At 60.5% G+C, this 14,853-nt stretch carries 15 protein-coding genes; 3 read left to right on the forward strand and 12 right to left on the reverse strand.

The window, feature by feature from the left end; all coding sequences use genetic code 11:
• Positions 1-26: 26 nt before the first annotated feature.
• Complete coding sequence (locus tag AAIA72_RS08205) at positions 27-1,208, forward strand: hypothetical protein (protein ID WP_369602911.1); 1,182 nt, start codon at positions 27-29, stop codon at positions 1,206-1,208.
• On the opposite strand, the gene AAIA72_RS08210 is transcribed toward AAIA72_RS08205, so the two are convergent.
• The 12 genes from AAIA72_RS08210 to AAIA72_RS08265 all read right to left on the reverse strand — a co-directional run bounded on the left by AAIA72_RS08210 (position 1,120) and on the right by AAIA72_RS08265 (position 13,023).
• On the reverse strand, positions 1,120-1,812 hold the full coding sequence (locus AAIA72_RS08210; protein ID WP_369602912.1) for a 4'-phosphopantetheinyl transferase superfamily protein: 693 nt from the start codon (positions 1,810-1,812) through the stop codon (positions 1,120-1,122). The genes AAIA72_RS08205 and AAIA72_RS08210 overlap by 89 nt on opposite strands.
• Positions 1,802-3,121, reverse strand: coding sequence for an ABC1 kinase family protein (locus AAIA72_RS08215; protein WP_369602913.1), 1,320 nt, complete (start codon positions 3,119-3,121; stop codon positions 1,802-1,804). The genes AAIA72_RS08210 and AAIA72_RS08215 overlap by 11 nt, the downstream gene beginning before the upstream one ends.
• Positions 3,122-3,178: 57 nt before the next feature.
• Positions 3,179-3,619, reverse strand: a complete 441-nt coding sequence (locus tag AAIA72_RS08220; RefSeq protein WP_369602914.1) for a hypothetical protein — start codon at positions 3,617-3,619, stop codon at positions 3,179-3,181.
• A gap of 87 nt (positions 3,620-3,706) precedes the next feature.
• Positions 3,707-4,228, reverse strand: a complete 522-nt coding sequence (locus tag AAIA72_RS08225) for an NADH-quinone oxidoreductase subunit B family protein (RefSeq protein ID WP_369602915.1) — start codon at positions 4,226-4,228, stop codon at positions 3,707-3,709.
• Between the two features lie 9 nt (positions 4,229-4,237).
• Positions 4,238-4,828: a hypothetical protein gene (locus tag AAIA72_RS08230; RefSeq protein WP_369602916.1), complete on the reverse strand. Its 591-nt coding sequence runs from the start codon at positions 4,826-4,828 to the stop codon at positions 4,238-4,240.
• A 23-nt stretch (positions 4,829-4,851) separates the two neighbouring features.
• Complete coding sequence (locus AAIA72_RS08235) at positions 4,852-5,796, reverse strand: NADH-quinone oxidoreductase subunit C (protein WP_369602917.1); 945 nt, start codon at positions 5,794-5,796, stop codon at positions 4,852-4,854.
• On the reverse strand, positions 5,793-7,283 hold the full coding sequence (locus AAIA72_RS08240; RefSeq protein ID WP_369602918.1) for a hydrogenase 4 subunit F: 1,491 nt from the start codon (positions 7,281-7,283) through the stop codon (positions 5,793-5,795). Before AAIA72_RS08240 ends, AAIA72_RS08235 begins: the two co-directional genes overlap by 4 nt.
• On the reverse strand, positions 7,280-7,957 hold the full coding sequence (locus AAIA72_RS08245) for a hypothetical protein (RefSeq protein WP_369602919.1): 678 nt from the start codon (positions 7,955-7,957) through the stop codon (positions 7,280-7,282). Before AAIA72_RS08245 ends, AAIA72_RS08240 begins: the two co-directional genes overlap by 4 nt.
• 1 nt (position 7,958) lies before the next feature.
• Positions 7,959-8,921, reverse strand: coding sequence for a respiratory chain complex I subunit 1 family protein (locus AAIA72_RS08250; protein WP_369602920.1), 963 nt, complete (start codon positions 8,919-8,921; stop codon positions 7,959-7,961).
• Positions 8,900-10,927, reverse strand: coding sequence for a hydrogenase 4 subunit B (gene hyfB / locus AAIA72_RS08255; RefSeq protein WP_369602921.1), 2,028 nt, complete (start codon positions 10,925-10,927; stop codon positions 8,900-8,902). The genes AAIA72_RS08250 and hyfB overlap by 22 nt, the downstream gene beginning before the upstream one ends.
• Positions 10,928-11,040: 113 nt before the next feature.
• The gene (locus AAIA72_RS08260) at positions 11,041-12,006 is read right to left on the reverse strand and encodes a diguanylate cyclase (protein WP_369602922.1); all 966 of its coding nucleotides are present in this window, start codon (positions 12,004-12,006) and stop codon (positions 11,041-11,043) included.
• Positions 12,007-12,015: 9 nt separating this feature from the next.
• Positions 12,016-13,023 carry a response regulator gene (locus AAIA72_RS08265; RefSeq protein WP_369602923.1) on the reverse strand — a complete coding sequence of 336 codons (1,008 nt, stop codon included), beginning with the start codon at positions 13,021-13,023 and terminating at the stop codon, positions 12,016-12,018.
• A 123-nt stretch (positions 13,024-13,146) separates the two neighbouring features.
• Here AAIA72_RS08265 and tcdA point away from each other — a divergent pair, with 123 nt between their 5' ends.
• Positions 13,147-13,935, forward strand: a complete 789-nt coding sequence (gene tcdA / locus AAIA72_RS08270) for a tRNA cyclic N6-threonylcarbamoyladenosine(37) synthase TcdA (RefSeq protein WP_369602924.1) — start codon at positions 13,147-13,149, stop codon at positions 13,933-13,935.
• Between the two features lie 102 nt (positions 13,936-14,037).
• The gene (locus AAIA72_RS08275) at positions 14,038-14,820 is read left to right on the forward strand and encodes a substrate-binding periplasmic protein (RefSeq protein WP_369602925.1); all 783 of its coding nucleotides are present in this window, start codon (positions 14,038-14,040) and stop codon (positions 14,818-14,820) included.
• The last annotated feature ends 33 nt before the right edge of the window (positions 14,821-14,853 follow it).

Genomic DNA, 14,853 nt, shown 5'->3' on the forward strand with positions numbered 1-14,853 from the left:
CAGGCATAGATCAGAAAGAGGGCGGCATGACGAGCGAACGTGAGCTGAACCGCAAGCTCAGGGAACTGGAGCGGCGTGAAAAACAGATGGCACGAGAGGCTGACCGGGTCAGACAGGAAAGTCAGAAGCTGCGGCAGCAAACGAATGACCTGGCCGCGCAGCAAAAGCGTCTTCGCGAACAGGAGGCCAGCCTTGCCCGTCTGCGCGACACACTTGACCGCCGGGAGCAGGAAGTCGGGAAGCAACTCAATGAGATACAAAAACAGCTTGCCGGGATTCAGGCCCGGGATCAGCACATGCAACGGCTACAGCGCCGGCTCTGGATTTTCCTGATCCCTGCGCTGGTGGCACTGGCTGGCGTCGTGTATTTTTCCGTGCTGCAGGAGCGTACTCGCACGGCCACCGAGACCCGCCTGATGCAGCTTCAGACTCAGACCGAGCGACTGGTACGGGCACTGGAGGATACCGCCCAGGCCAAGGCTGCCGTGAGTGCGGATCTGAGCTCGACCCGCTCCGAGCTCAGCCGGACAGGCGAAACCCTGGCGTCCGTAAAGCAGCAGCTTGCCCAGACACAGACCACGCTGAAAAGCACCCTGGAGGAGAATGCCCGACTCAAAGCGACGCTCGCACAACAGACGGAGACCCTGTCACAACTCACACAGTCAAAGGCATCACTTGAAGAGCGGCTGCGCAAGCTCGAATCCGATAGCCAGAAACAGATTGACGCACAGACAGAGACGATTACCCGCCTGCAGGCCGACAACACACAGCTTTCAGCGCGTCTCTCCGGCCTGACAGACCAAGTGGCTCAAGCGGATGAACAGATGCGTGCGCTGCAACAACAAATCGCCACCCTGACCCGGGACCTGAGCACAGCCAACACGGCGCTTTCGGAGAAGTCGCAGGCACTGGAAGCCAGCCGCACCGCACTCGCCGACATGGACAGGCAAAACACCGCCCTGCGAATTGAGCTCGAGAATGCGAAAACGGCTCTCCTGCAGTCGGAGACCGAACGTCATGCGCTTGAAACGCGCGTGAACGAGCTTTCTGCGGCGCTGAGTGCGGCCAGATCGGAGGCCAGGACGGCACAGCGTGCACTGAACGAGCTGCGATCACGCATCAGTCAGACATCCACACCGGATGGGACAGCGGCAGACACCCCGAAAACGGCCGCGGGGGCGTCTCAGCCTCAAGCACAAAAGGCGTAGAGCACGCCACCGCCAGCCAATGATGCGGTCCCGGCGACCACAAACCGGTCCGAACCGGCGCCTGCACCCTGAGTGGCTGCCAGCGGATCACCGTCAGCGTGTTCAGATGCCCCGCAATCGTGAGTCCCAGACATTTGAGCGTGGCTTCCTTGAGGCACCAGGCCTGCATGAAGGCGTCCTCCCGCCCCTTCTCCAGTGCGGACAACCCATCTGCTTCCTCCGCCCGGAAAAAGCGGCGGGCCAGGCGTCCGGCAGCCGGATGAGACCGGCGATCCAGGTCAATCCCCACATCCGTATCCGCCGCATTCCAGGCAAGTGCCACCGCGGTTCGGGTATGTGAGAGACTGAAAGCCATGCCGCTATCGGGCACGTACGGCTTGCCGAGATCAGAGCGCGCCAGGGGCACGTCGGCCGGGGGGCATCCGAGCTGTTCTCCGAGCACTCGCCTGACCAATGCACGGGCCACAAGTCTCGGTCGCTGAGCCTCCGCCCCCGCTCCAAGGGCGTTCCATTCCCGGTCAGGTAACAGTGACCGGAGGGGGTCCGTATCGTCCGGGAGGCCGGTCACCACACACCGGATCCTGACGGGGATTTCAGTCGGCAAGGTAACGCTCCAGTTCGTCCCTGAAAGCGGCCTGCACCCCGAGTCGCTTGAGCATCCAGTAGTGACCGGCGATCATCCGGTCTATGAACAGGGTTTCGACGGGCGGCTGAAAATGCCGGATATGCTGCATGACCAGCGGCAGCTTTTCCGCCACACGCTGATGGAGATCCGAGGCGCCAAAGTCATAGGGTTCGCTGTGGCTGGCAAATGGCCGGATGAACACATCCCGCCAGACGGCGTAGTAGTCCGGGTCAACCGCGGGCTGGTCATGCACCCTCACACCCAGATCGATCAGACACCGGTCCAGTGCCCCATAGTCCTCGCTCAGTGCCGCCTTGAGCGCCTCACGGTAGGCGGCAACAATTTCCGGCTTGAGTTTCTTCACACATCCGAAGTCGTAGAGTATCAGCGTGCCATCAGGCCGGAAGGCGAAATTGCCCGCGTGCGGATCGCCATGAATGGCATGAAAACGGAACAACTGATCGGCCATGGTCCTGAACAGCCGGTGCCCGATCAGATTGATGGCCTCCTGGTCATAACGCGGCGGCTTTACCTGTTCAATATGGTCGCCTTCCACATATTCCATGGTCAGCACCCGCCGGCTTGACAGCGGATTGACCACGGCGGGAATAAGGACCCCCTCGTCCTCGGCGTGAAACTGACGGAAAGCCTGGATGTTGCGCGCCTCGTTTTCGTAATCCAGCTCTTCGTGCAACCGTTCGCGAATCTCGTTAAAGAGTTGCTCCAGGCTCTCGGGCGGAATGCGCACAAGACCGCTGAGGCGGAAGGCCAGCTTGAGCTGCCGCAGATCCGCATCCACGGAATCATCCACCCCCGGATACTGCACCTTCACAATCACCTCGCGGCCATCGTGAGTCCGGGCACGATGCACCTGACCGATGGAAGCGGCCGCCCAGGGTGTCCTGTCAAAACGCGCGAACAGATCTTCCGGGTTGCCGCCCAGCTCACGGCGCACCTGTTCGGCAATCACTTCCCAGGGCATGGGCGGCGCTTCCTTTTGCAGCCGCTGCAAAGCCTGGGAAAACTCCCGGGGCAGAAAATCCTGTGTCTGGGACGCTATCTGGCCCACCTTCATCACCGCACCCTTGAGCTGCCCCAGCGTCTCGGTAATGGTTTCGGCCATGGCTTCGTACTGGGCGCGGCGGACGGCCTCCTGCTGTGCCTCATCACGGTTGACAGCATTCCTGACCCGGGTCAGGGCATAGCGTCCGGCAACCGATGCCGTCATGCCGGCCAGCCTGAGCATCCGGCGGGTACGTGTGGCGGGTGGTCTTTTGTCTGAACTCATGATGCCTCCTGCCCACTATCTTAGGTGACGCCGGACAGGGGGACAATCCTCGGGAGATTAAGGTGTATTCAGGCGGTTCTGGCCCAGCGGGCCGTCATCCAGCTTGCGCACCAAGGCGTCATAACGGGACAGCAGCGCCTCGATACTGGCCAGCACTTTCACGGCATGAGACCAGTTCTTCATCCGTTCGGGGGCAAACTCGCAGGTATAGTTGAAGCAACTGCAATGCTTTTCACGACTGACCACGCGGGCTTCCAGCGTATCCAGCCGCAGATCCCCCATTTCCAGCAGGAACTGCACGGACAGGGTCATGCGATCACCCGGCCCGAACTGCTCGTCAGTCCGCAGTACCATGCCTTGAAGACCAAACTCCAGGGGGCGCACCTGCACCCATTCATGGGTCAGCCAGCCACGCCGGACCTTCAGATAGACTCTGAGGTGCGAGAGAGGCTGGCGCGCCTTGAAGCGACGCGCCTTGATACGGTCAAATGAAGACAAGCGGGCAATCCCTTGAAAGGCGTTTCACAATGTTTCACACATTAAACGCTTTTCAGGGTGCTGGCAAGAGCACTGCGGACAGGCCTTTCAGCGGCGCTGCATGGCCGGCGATTCCATCAGCGCCAGAATGCCCTTGAGGAGCATCTCGGGTGTCGGCGGACAGCCCGGAATTACCAGATCCACCGGAATCACCTTGCTGACGGCCCCCACGCAGGCATAGTTTTCGTCATAGATGCCTTCCCCTGCCGCACAACTCCCCGCTGCAATCACCCATTTCGGGTCAGCGGCCGCCTCCCATGTCAGGCGCAGTGCGGCCTCCATGTGCCGCGTCACCGGACCGGTGACCAGCAGGAGATCGGCATGTCTGGGGGAGGCCACGAAATGGATCCCGAAACGCTCGATGTCGTAGAAGGGGTTGTTCAGCGCATGAATTTCCAGTTCGCAGCCATTGCAGGATCCGGCATCCACCTGACGGATGTTCAGGGCGCCCTGAAAATGCCGGTCCACCCCTCGCTTGACCGCCTGCCCCAGCGCTTCGAAGGTGGCATCACGTTCAACGGGTTCGGTCACGATGCCCGTGGAAAAAATTTTGCGCAGCACACGATACATGGCCAGTCCTCAGAGGTCGTGTCCCGAATAGGAACCGTTTACCGATTTGTTGCAGACCGGGAAGTCCGGCACGATATTGCCCTCGATCAGCTGCTCGAGTGCCGGCCAGTTGAGCCAGCTCGGATCCCGGGGGAACCAGCGGGCGATGGTCCCGTCTGCATTCATGCGCACATAATGCACTGTTTCACCGCGCCAGCCTTCCACACTCGCCAGCCCCAGCCGGTCGCTGGCGGCCGGCAGCGCCATACAGGCCTCACCTTCGGGCTGATACCGGTCGATCAGACGGTAGATCAGCGACAGGGACTGCTCGATCTCGTCCAGTCGCACCAGGACGCGGGCCATCACGTCACCGCTCCGGTGGACGACCGGCTCGATGGCCAGCTGACCCCAGGGTGCCGTCGGTGCGTGGACACGCACATCAAACTCCAGCCCGCTTGCCTTACCCACATAACCCAGGCATCCCAGCACACTCGCCGTCTCCTTGCGCAGGATGCCGGTTCCGACCAGCCGGTCTTCCAGGCTGGGATAATCCTCGAGGATATCCCTGAGGGATTTCAGTTCGTCCCGCAACGTGTAAATGTCGTCGCGCTGCGCCAGCATGTCGTCCCTGTCCGGCCACCGGGTCAGCCCCCCGGCACCACCACATCCATCATGAGGCGGTGTCCGAACATGTGGTGCTGCCGGCGTTGCCAGAGTTCCCTCAGCCGGCTGCACTGCATCTGCATGAAGGCAAAGCCCACATCATTACAGATGGCACCGATGTCCCCCAGGTGGTTGGCAATGCGTTCACGTTCCAGTGCAACGGCCCGCACGATCTGTACCGCTTCGGGCAGACAGTCAAGCCCGGTTGCAGCTTCAACGGCCAGAGCAAAGGCCAGACTGTGCGCTGCCGCACTGTCGCCCGATACCCTTGAAGCCAGACGGGCCACCTGTGCAACGGACTGCCCGGCAGCCCGCTTTTCAATGCCCTTGTGCACGTATCCGAGGCGCTCTTCGAGACTGAGGATGCGCTCCCCTGCCGCATTGAAGCGAAAATGTCCCGGCTCGATGATCCCTGCATGGACGGGGCCCACCGGAATTTCATAGACCTGAACCCCCTGCACCTGGTGGTAACCGTAAGGCGCATCCGGATCAGTGCTCGCCTCCTGCCGTCTTCCCTCCGCCGGAAAATCCTTCAGCAGGGGGAAATCCTTCTTGCTCCACGCCTGGTGCCGGGCCCAGCGGCGACTGTCCAGGGCGTCGGTGAAATCAATGCCGTACATGTCCCGGGTGTAGCGTTCGGGCCGGTCCGCATTCGCCCAGATGCGGCTGACAGAAGGCAGCTGCATGTCCACTGGCCGGGTGCGCAGCAGGTAATACTGCCCCTCGCACCAGAGCAACGCATAGACGACCCGATCATCCGGCTCGTCGGCCCACAGGGCGGAAAAGCGCCCGCCCCTCTCCCGTATCTGTTCATGTGCAGCGATCCAGCAGCTCTCCGCAATCTCCCATGCAGCCAGACGATCACCCGCACGGGTCGCCGGGAATTCCCGGACGCCCAGAGTACTCAGCCAGGATTGAAGACTCACAGTACACCCCCTCCACTGATCAGCCGCGTGGCCTGATCAAACCAGCGGGCCAGCATGTCCGGGATGGCCAACCCCAGAAAAAGCACCAGAGCCAGATGCACAAACACCGGTATCATGTTGGCCCGAACCGGCTTCTGTCCTTCCGGTATCTCACCAAACACCATCGGCTGCACCTGCCGGAACAGGCCGGCAAAGGCCACGCCCAGACCGGCGAGCAGCATGACGGACAGCCAGGGCCAGTGCTCCAGGGTCGCGGAGAGGAGCAGGAACTCGCTGGTGAACACGCCAAATGGCGGTACACCGGCAATGGCTGCGGTGGCAATCAGCAAGCCACCGCCCACCAGCGGCTGAGTGTTGTACAGCCCCCGGATCCTTTCGATGGCCTGGGTACCCGCGATCTGGGTCGCGTGGCCGACGGTCACAAAGATGGCAGACTTGGTCAGGCTGTGGACCGCCATATGCAGCAGTCCGGCAAAGGTGGCCAACGGCCCGCCCATGCCAAAGGCAAAGGTAATCAGCCCCATGTGTTCGATGGATGAATAGCTGAACAGACGCTTGATGTCACTCTGCTTGTGCAGAAACAGGCCTGCCACGATGAAGGAGACCAGACCGAAGCCCATCATCAGCTTGCCGGGCATGTGCAGCCAGTAGCCTTCCGCGGGCATGCCGATGGCGGCATCCGCCAGCATCTTGACCCGGACAACTGCATACAGGGCCACGTTCAGCAAGAGGCCGGAAAGCACGGCAGAAATGGGAGTCGGGCCCTCCGAGTGGGCATCGGGCAGCCAGTTGTGCAAGGGAACCAAGCCCACCTTGGTCCCGTATCCCACCAGCACGAAGACAAAGGCGATGGACAGGATCACCGGCTCCAGACCGGCAGCCTGAGCATCCAGGCTCGACCACAACAAGGCATCGTCGGCACTGAGATTGAGCTGCGTCGCCGCAAAATAGATCAACACCGTGCCGAACAGTGCCTGAGCAATGCCCACACCACAGAGCACAAAGTATTTCCAGGCAGCCTCAATGGATCTGGGCGTGCGGTAGAAACTGACCAGCAGCACAGTACCCAGGGTCGCCCCCTCGAGCGCAACCCACAGGATACCCAGGTTGTTGGTGGACAGCGCCAGCAGCATGGATCCCAGAAAGCCTTGGAAACTGGCATAGTAAAGGCGCATGCGACCATCCGGAATCTGGCGCTTTTCCCGCTCGTGACGCATGTAGGGGCCGGAAAACAGCGCCGTGGTCAAACCGACAAAGGCGGTGAGCACGATCAGATAGACATTGAATGCATCCACATAGAACTGATGATTGGCCGAAAGCTGCGGACCTTCATCAAAGACCTGATGCGCCATCATGAGCGTGCCCGCAAAGGTCACCGCCGAGACCAGCATGTTCAGCCAGTCTGCCAGACGCGCCCTGCTGCCCAGCCAGGCCAGCAACAGTGCACCACCAAAGGTGGTCCATAAAGCCAGGTACAATGCCGTCATGAATCCACCTCTGACAACTGATTCAGGTGATCCACATCGAAGGAATCGAAGCTTTCCTTCATCTGGAAGAAGAACACGCCAAAGATGATTGCGGCCACCAGCACGTCAAAGGCCACCCCCAGCTCCACGATCAGCGGCATGCCCTTGGTTGCCGAGACCGCAGCGAGGAACAGGCCGTTTTCAATGGCCATGAACCCGATGACCTGCGAAATGGCTTTCGAGCGGGTGATCAGCACCAGGAAGCCGAGCATGACCGTGGTCATGCTGATGGCCACGATGGGCTGGGTGATGCCTTCGATATAGCGCTCGATGGGCAAGGCAATGTAGTAACAGAAGATGGCAATGGCACCCCCCGCCAGCATGACCAGGCTGGGCGAATACATGATGTCGGCCGCACGCTGGATATGGAACTTGCGCGCAATCCGGTGCAGCAGCCAGGGAATGAAGATCACCTTGAGCACCAGTGTCAGCAGGGCCGAATACATGAGATGCAGTTCCTTCTCTTCGATGGCCACCAGCCCGGTAATCAGCACGATCAGCACACTCTGTGCGGAAAAGGTATGAATGGTGGAGATCACCCGGGATTGTGACAACAGCAGGAACGACATGAACATGACCAGCGCCGCGGCGGTCAGAATCGCCTGCTCGAACAGGTCAAGCTGTGCAAGACTCATGTCAGGCCACCTCCAGCAGTATGTGGCTGAACATGCCCATGAAGGCGAGCATGAAGGCCAGAATCAGAAATACGGGCACCCGGAACAGACGCATCTTCGCCAGTACGGTTTCCACCACCGCCAGACCGGCCCCCATGAACGCCAGCTTGATCAGCACCCCTGCCAGCGCAGAAAGCAGATCGAGAGGCGTCTCGCTGGCAGCCAGACCAAACGGAAAGAATATGTTCACGATCAGCAGCCCGTACAGCATCAGCTTGATCTGCGCCGCCCACTCCACCATGGCCAGGTAGCGGCCACTGTATTCAAGGATCATGGCCTCGTGGATCATGGTCAGCTCCAGGTGGGTGGCCGGATTGTCCACCGGAATCCGTCCGTTTTCCGCCAGCCCGACCAGCAACAGTGCCGCCAGGATGAATACGAGAGAAGGCCTGAGCACCAATCCGGCGCTCTGGAGGGTTTCCATGACGATGGAAAGGTTGGTGGAGGAAGCCACCATGGCCAGAGTGAACACCACCAGCAACATGGCCGGTTCTGCAAAGGCGGAAAAATTGGCCTCGCGACTGGAACCCATGCCACCGAATGCCGTCCCCACATCCATGCCGGCCAGTACCAGAAAGAACTTGGCCAGCGCAAAGTAGCCCACCAGCACGATCAGATCCACGACCGCCGTCGTGGGCAGGTGCGTGGTCACAAAGGGTACCGCCGACGCCGCCAGCAAGGAGGCCCCCATCAGCATGTAGGGCGCCATGCGGAAGATAACCGAAGCGTTTTCAGCCAGCAGGGGCCGCTTGCGGAAAAGCTTGTTCAGCCCCCGGTACGGCTGCAGCAGGCCGGGCGCACGCCGGTTCTGCAGATGACACTTCATCCACTTGATCCAGCCACTGTACAGGGGTGCCAGCGCAACCACCGCCAGTGTCTGCAACAGGGCCAGCGCCCAGCCCGTCAGATCCCACTGTTGATCCATAGCAATACCACCAGCGTCATGAAGGAATAGGCCAGATAATGCCGGACACGTCCGGTCTGCATGCGGGAGACCAGCCGTGCGGAACGATTGATCAACCGTGCGATGGGCAGGTACAGTGCCCACCAGATCCAGTCCTGTGTCGCAGCCTGAAACTGCAGGCGTCGTGGCAGCAGCGCCGGGTGAACGGAAGGCTCTTCCGTCAGGGTCTCCTGCTCCTGCCAGAAGCCTTGCAGGATACGTTGCAGAGGCATGCTGTAGGCATAACCGCTGTACTGGGTTCGCGCCGTTTCACCGCCGAAACCACAGCCCCACGCCGGCACTCGCGGGTGCGCGGCATCCCCGTAGCGACGCCGGAGCACCAGCCAGGCGACCCACCAGACACCGATGGACAGCGACACACCGAGAAACACCAGGGGCGCACTGTAACTGGCAACACGGGGTGAAACCGGCGTGATCCACAACCACCCGTGCCCCATGATCTGCGGCAGGGCACCGTCGAACAGCTGGCCCGGCACTTCGGTCAGTGCTCGCAACAGATATTGCGGCTGCACGCCAATCACCACGCACAGCCCGGTGATGAGCGCAAAACTCACGATCATGGGTACCGGAGCCGGCTTGCTGCGCCGTGCCTGCCGATGACGGGGGCGGCCGAGAAAGGCGACCCCGAAGAGCTTGGTGAAGGTGACAATGGAGATGGCGCTGGTCAGAATGATCAGTGCCGCACTCAGGGGAATGATGGAACGGAGAATGCCGCTTTCCAGATGTATGGACTGCAGCGCTGCCTGCAGGGTCAGCCACTCACTGACAAAGCCGTTCATGGGCGGGAGTGCGGTGATGGCCACAATGCCGAGCAGAAAAAATGCACCCGTCCAGGGCATCAGCCGGAGCAAACCGCCCATCCGCTCGATGCTGGACTGGCGGCTCATCTGCATCACGGCACCGGCGCCGAGAAACAGCAGGCTCTTGTACAGGGCGTGATTGACGGCATGCGCCAAGGCCGCCACAAACGCCAGGGTGGCATAAAGCGTCTGATCCTCTGCCAAGAAGATGAGACTCATGCCAATGGCAAAGAAAATGATGCCGATGTTCTCGATGGAACTGTAGGCCAGCAGCCGCTTGATTTCCGACTGCACGGTTGCGTGGAGAATACCGTACAGGGCAGTGACGGCGCCCAGTATCATCACGGTGACGCCCCAGCCCGCCTGAATATCGCCCTGAAGGTCCAGCACCACACGCAGGAAGCCATAGACCGCCACCTTGAGCATGACGCCGGACATCAGCGCTGACACATAGGACGGCGCCACGGGATGGGCTTCCGGCAACCAGACGTGAACGGGCACCAGACCCGCCTTCATTCCGAAGCCGAGCAATGCCAGCAGGAATGCCACGGTTGCCCAGCCGGCAGACAGATCCACTGACCGGGCCGCGTCAAAGGTGAAACTGTGGGCATGCGCCGCAAAGACGGCAAAGGACAACAGGATGGCAATGGCACCCACATGCGCCATGAGCATGTAAAGGAAACCGGCCCGGCGGTTGGCGCTGTCTTCATGATGATGGCAGACCAGGAAGAAACTGGAAACGGACATCAGTTCCCAGGCGATCATGAAGGAAAAGGCATCATTGGCCCAGGTGACCCAGTGCATGCCCAGGATAAAGGTTGCACTGAAGAACAGGAGCGGCCGCTTGGACTTCCCGTGCCCGTCATGGCGCAGATAGGCGGGCACATAGGGTGCAGACAGCACCACCACCGTACAGATGATCAGGGAAAATAACGCAGACAGCGCATCGACTCTGAATTGCCACTTGAGCCAGGGTAGCCCGAAGGCGCTGGCCCAGGTCAGAGGCGTGTCACCGAGTAGGGCGGGCGCAACCGTCACTGCGCCGGTGATGCCCGCCAGCGCCCACAGGGCGGGGCACACACGCCGGATCCATGCGTGCGGTAACACCACCGCAGCGACCGCGGCCAACAGAAGAAAAAGCACACTAGCCAGGAGCCCGTCAGGCATTGCCACCTCCGATGAGTCAGACTACCCGTCAGAGGCGCTACTATACGCTTCGGCCACCCGGCTTTCAATTTCGATTTTACCGAAACATCACAAGCGCAATGTTGTAACAAGGTTCACGAGGCCGCGACCGGGTGCAGCGTGGTCCGGTTCCGGCCATTCTCCTTCGAATGGTACAAAGCCTGATCAGCCGCCTCAATCCAGGCCGTCCGGTTTGCCATGTTCTGATCCACCTGTGCCAGCCCGAGACTGATGGTAAAGCGGATGTCCTGCCCGCCATGAGTGACAACCTCTTCCATGACGCGCTGACGCAGCCGCTCGGCAAAAATCACGCCTTTCTCTCCCGGTGTATCCGCCAGGATGACCCCAAACTCCTCGCCGCCATAGCGCCCGCCCACATCCGTGGCACGCATGGTGTCCTTGAGTATGGCCGAAACCCGCCGGATGACCTCATCCCCCGCCTGATGCCCGTAGGTGTCATTGACCTTCTTGAAGTGATCGATATCGAACATCACCAGCGTTGAGGGCATTTGCGTGCGCTTGTAGCGCAGGAATTCCCGTTCGAGCAGTTCTTCCCAGTAACCCCGGTTGAAGAGCCCCGTCAGCCTGTCGGTACGGCTGAGCTGTGCGAGCCTGGCATTCGCGGATTCCAGTTGCTTGCGGTGGCTGGCCACATCCGTCACGTCATAAACGAGCACGGAAACAAAGTCCACGTCACCGGTAGCCGAAACCAGGGGCGAGATGGTCACGTTCTGATACATGAACTCTTCGGTGCCGGTGATGGGCCGGTAATTCCTGAACCGAAAGAGGTAGGGACGCTGTTCCCACACCGTGAACGTTCGATTTTTTAAAAGGAACACGGAGCGGGTTTTTTGCCTGAACCAGTCTTCCGGCACCTCGGGAAAAAGCTCGAACAGCAGCCTGTCACGGGCTTCGAAAGAAGGAATGCCGCTGTGATTTTCCATGAAGCTGTTCCAGACCTGCACCCTGTATTCGCGGTCAAGCACCAGCAGCCCCACATCCACTGTCTGGAGCATGTCCATGAGCCAGTGGAATTCTTTCAGTTCCATCGCATTACTCATGTCCGGCTCCTACATCAAATAAGCAATCTTCTTGCGCAATATCGGCAAGGAATCTTCGGTAAAGAGCAGCAGGAGATCACAGGCAACATTGCACCCCTCAAGGCTGTAGCAGATTTCGATGGTCAGGGTTTGCTTCCAGCGCCAGGTCTTGTTCTTCAGCAACTCGCCGATATCCACGTGCTGCCCCAGAACGACCGGGTGCCCCTGGGAAAAGTCCACATCCAGCTGTTCGGCAATACCCTTGATGCAGGCGCCGATCAGAATGGAGGCAACGTCCATGAGCAGCTCCATCTCCACCTGCTCATTGACCTCCCCCTGATACTGCATCAGGCGGGCCATGTCCTCGAAGCTGGAGTCATGAAACAGCAGCAGGGCCTCGCCACTGATGCCCGCGCCAATGAAGCCCTGGCAGACCGCGGAATAGGTGTCCCTGTCCTCCGCGGCCTGAAGGGCCATCTGGAGCTCGGTCACCTCCAGCAGGTTCACTCGCGGGATGGGCAGCACCACGAACACATCCAGCAGCCGTGCCAGCAGGTCGGCCGCCTGCCCCATTGCAACGTTGGCAATCTCCTGATACACCTCCAGTTCCGATACCGGCTGCTCAATCGCCTCTGCCACGGCCTGCGATACCGGCTCGGGTACCGGTTCCGGATCAAAGAGGCCGAACTGTCGCAGTATGGTCTCCAGCTTTTCCGGCGCAATGGGCTTCTTGATGAACTCCATCGCCCCCATTTTCATGACCCGCGCCCGGGCATCCGGCTGAATATCACCCGAGACCACAATGACGACGGTCGGCAGCTCCTGCCTGTGAATTTCCTCCAGTACCTGATAGCCATCCATCTCGGGCATGTTCAGGTCCAGGAAAAGAATATCCCCCTTGCCCTGCCGGATAAGCTCCAGGGCTTCATGGCCATTCGTGGCAAAGCTGACCTCCACGTCCCAGTCCTTGGGCAGGGATTTGGCCATCTGCTTGCGGGCCACGGAGGAATCGTCGCAGATCAGAACAGGTGTTGTCATGTCGGCTCGCTTGAACTCGGTTATCACAAGTAAAGTGCATGACCGGGGATTTCGCAAACCGCTCATTGGGACAAACGCAGGTTCTGCTATACTGGCGCCCCCGGATGACAGTGATATTCAGGCATGACAGCATTTTCCGAACGATTTGGCGGCATTGCCCGCCTCTATGGTGAGCCAGCGCTCACACGCTTTGCCCGGTCGCATGTTTGCATCGTCGGACTGGGGGGCGTCGGCTCATGGGCTGCCGAGGCGCTGGCCCGCACCGGGATCGGCCGGCTGACACTGGTGGACATGGATGACATCTGCATCACCAACACCAACCGCCAGATTCACACACTGGAAGGTACGGTGGGCCAGCTGAAGGCCGAAGCGCTCAGGGCACGCTTGCTGGCCATCAATCCCGCACTGGAATGTACGGCGGATGTCCGTTTCGTGACGCCCGGTAACGTGGGCGAGGTTCTGGGCGGGAATTTTGATGTCGTTCTGGATGCCATCGACAGCGTCAAGAGCAAGGTGGCCCTGCTGGCCTGGTGTCGTCGCAACAAGCAGCCGGTCATCACCACCGGGGGTGCCGGTGGCCTCACCGACCCCACACGCATCCGGGTGGTCGACCTGAGCCGGACCTATCACGACCCCCTGCTGGCCAAGACCCGCAAGCTCCTGCGACAGCATCATGGGTTCCCCGACAACCCGAAGCGCCGTTTCGGTATCGAGGCGGTATTCTCGGAAGAGCAGCCGCGCTATCCGGATGGTCAGGGCGGTGTATGTCAGGCCAAACCGGCACCGGGAGAGTCCACCCGGCTGGACTGTGCCAGCGGCTATGGTGCCTGCACCATGGTGACGGGCTCGTTCGGCTTTGTCGCCGCCGCACGGGTGGCCGGGCGTCTGGCACAGCAGGCGGATCCGGCCTGACACCCTGACAGAGGCAATCGGGCGATTTGTGGCGACCTGTTAATTTGCACATACGCCGGCCGGGGACTATAAAGGAAGTAGCTGATCAGACAGGCCGGGTCCATGCCCCTCCGTATTCTCATTCAGATGTTGCTGCTTGCTGCCGGCATGGCCGGTGCCCGGATCGTCTTCGCCGGGCCGGTGGTCACCATCGCAACGGGGGAATACCAGCCCTGGACCTCCGAACACCTGCCCCACGGCGGCTTCATCAACCATGTGGTCACGGAAGCCTTCCGTGCTCAGGGTATCGAAACCCGTTTTGTCTACCTGCCCTGGAAGCGGACGCTGGAAGATACACGCCAGGGCGTTTACGACGCCACATCCTATTGGTATTACAAGGCGGAACGCGAGCAGGACTTTATCCACAGCCCGCCCGTCAATCATGAGCGAATTGTCTTCTTTGGCCGCAAGGGCCGGGTTCCGGAGCGCTGGTCCACACTGGCCGAACTGGCCGGATTGCGGATCGGTGCCACACGCGGTTTCACGTATTCCGACGAATTCTGGCGCCTGGCAGGTGCCGGCCTGCTGAATGTGGAACAGGTCCGCTCGGATGAACTCAACATGCGCAAGCTGATCGCCGGACGCATCGACCTCTTTCCGGTAGGGGAACAATCCGGCTGGCACATCCTGATGCACGATTTTTCCGAGAAGGATCGCAACGGCCTCTTCACCCTGCAGCCTCCCCTTGCGGAGGTGGATGGCTATATTCTGTTTTCCCGCAAGCGGCCGGAGGTCGGGCGCTGGGTCGCTGCCTTCAGGACAGGACTGCAGTCACTTGAAAAAAGTGGGCGTCTGGCGCAAATGCGTCAGGATCTGGTGGAAGGCCGATACAGTACCGGGCCATAACGCGGCCGGCTCAATAAAAATGACCGCGGCTCA

Source organism: Thermohahella caldifontis (assembly GCF_041153465.1).
In the GTDB taxonomy this organism is placed as follows: Bacteria; Pseudomonadota; Gammaproteobacteria; order Pseudomonadales; family Oleiphilaceae; genus Thermohahella; species Thermohahella caldifontis.

Excerpts from the sequence above, each read along its gene's own strand:
- AAIA72_RS08230 (WP_369602916.1), bottom strand. The coding sequence starts at position 4,828 with ATGCTGGCGCAGCGCGACGACATTTACACGTTGCGGGACGAACTGAAA.
- AAIA72_RS08265 (WP_369602923.1), bottom strand. The coding sequence starts at position 13,023 with ATGACAACACCTGTTCTGATCTGCGACGATTCCTCCGTGGCCCGCAAG.
- tcdA (WP_369602924.1), top strand. The coding sequence starts at position 13,147 with ATGACAGCATTTTCCGAACGATTTGGCGGCATTGCCCGCCTCTATGGT.
- AAIA72_RS08215 (WP_369602913.1), bottom strand. The coding sequence starts at position 3,121 with ATGAGTTCAGACAAAAGACCACCCGCCACACGTACCCGCCGGATGCTC.
- AAIA72_RS08245 (WP_369602919.1), bottom strand. The coding sequence starts at position 7,957 with ATGAGTCTTGCACAGCTTGACCTGTTCGAGCAGGCGATTCTGACCGCC.
- AAIA72_RS08225 (WP_369602915.1), bottom strand. The coding sequence starts at position 4,228 with ATGTATCGTGTGCTGCGCAAAATTTTTTCCACGGGCATCGTGACCGAA.
- AAIA72_RS08240 (WP_369602918.1), bottom strand. The coding sequence starts at position 7,283 with ATGACGGCATTGTACCTGGCTTTATGGACCACCTTTGGTGGTGCACTG.
- AAIA72_RS08205 (WP_369602911.1), top strand. The coding sequence starts at position 27 with ATGACGAGCGAACGTGAGCTGAACCGCAAGCTCAGGGAACTGGAGCGG.
- hyfB (WP_369602921.1), bottom strand. The coding sequence starts at position 10,927 with ATGCCTGACGGGCTCCTGGCTAGTGTGCTTTTTCTTCTGTTGGCCGCG.
- AAIA72_RS08250 (WP_369602920.1), bottom strand. The coding sequence starts at position 8,921 with ATGGATCAACAGTGGGATCTGACGGGCTGGGCGCTGGCCCTGTTGCAG.
- AAIA72_RS08275 (WP_369602925.1), top strand. The coding sequence starts at position 14,038 with ATGCCCCTCCGTATTCTCATTCAGATGTTGCTGCTTGCTGCCGGCATG.
- AAIA72_RS08260 (WP_369602922.1), bottom strand. The coding sequence starts at position 12,006 with ATGAGTAATGCGATGGAACTGAAAGAATTCCACTGGCTCATGGACATG.